The organism is Candidatus Hakubella thermalkaliphila (assembly GCF_013281975.1).
Taxonomy (GTDB): Bacteria; Actinomycetota; Humimicrobiia; order Hakubellales; family Hakubellaceae; genus Hakubella; species Hakubella thermalkaliphila.
Genome location: NZ_BLRZ01000302.1, coordinates 1 through 1,040, shown reverse-complemented (window position 1 = coordinate 1,040; position 1,040 = coordinate 1). Strand labels below are relative to the sequence as shown.

The 1,040-nt window shown below is 50.0% G+C and carries 2 protein-coding genes; both read right to left on the bottom strand.

What is annotated here, in order from left to right:
* The coding region (uvrC, locus tag HW443_RS11740; RefSeq protein ID WP_176238277.1) for an excinuclease ABC subunit UvrC at nucleotides 1–756 on the bottom strand (756 nt) is incomplete at its 3' end.
* 63 nt (nucleotides 757–819) lie between these two features.
* The coding region (locus HW443_RS11735; RefSeq protein WP_176238276.1) for a hypothetical protein at nucleotides 820–1,040 on the bottom strand (221 nt) is incomplete at its 5' end.

Below are 1,040 nucleotides of genomic sequence, written 5' to 3'. Positions count from 1 at the left end.
GTCCATTTCCTCATCCTGGCTGATCTTCTTTTCCTCTATCATGTGTTTCAGGGCTGTACTCTGATCTCTAACCCGGTCCGCCTTCTCGAAGTCCTCCTGCCGGGAATAGTCCCACATCCGTCTCTCGAAGTGTTGGATCAAATCTTGATGCCTTCCCTTGAGAAAGAGGATAACCTGGTCTATCATTCTACGGTACTCCTCCTCCCTCACTTCTCCCACGCAGGGAGCCAGGCATCTCTCCAGGTGAAAGTTCAGACAGGGAGTACTAGCGCTCTTGCCCGGCCGGGGACCCTTGCAGTTTCGGATGGGGAAAAGGGTCTGGATGGATTTGATGGTCCGGCGCACTGCCCTGGCGCTGGTGAAGGGGCCGAAATAAAGAGGGCCATCCCGAACGATCTTCCTGGTGAAAAAGACCCGGGGATAGGAATCATTGATAGTAATAGCAATGAAGGGATATTTCTTGTCATCCTTCAGGTTAATGTTATACTTAGGCCGGTGTTTCTTGATCAGATTGCACTCCAGAATCAGCGCTTCCATCTCACTACCTGTGATAATGAACTCCAGGGAGGCAATTTCATCGATCAGATATCTCACGTTGAAGGGCAGGGCTCGGGGAGAGTGGAAATAGTTCTGTACCCTCTTGCGCAGAGATTTGGCTTTCCCCACGTAGATAACCTCGCCGGAGGCATTTCGGTAGATATATACTCCTGGTCGGTTGGGAATTTTTTTGACCTGTTCTTTGACTGGATTTTCCATGATTTCCCTGGCTTCGCTCCAATTTCGCCGTGCGAAAGACAGGATTAGCCTACTTTCATTATACTAGCACCTTGCCAGAACTCTCTTCAAGAACTGTCCTGTACAAGAGTCACCATCCTGGGATACCTCTTCCGGAGTCCCCTCCGCGATAAGATAGCCCCCTTTGTCTCCACCCTCCGGCCCCAGGTCAATGATATGATCGGCCATTTTTATGACATCCAAATTATGCTCGATAACCACCACTGTATTGCCTGCATCCACCAGGCGATCGAGAATATTAAGGA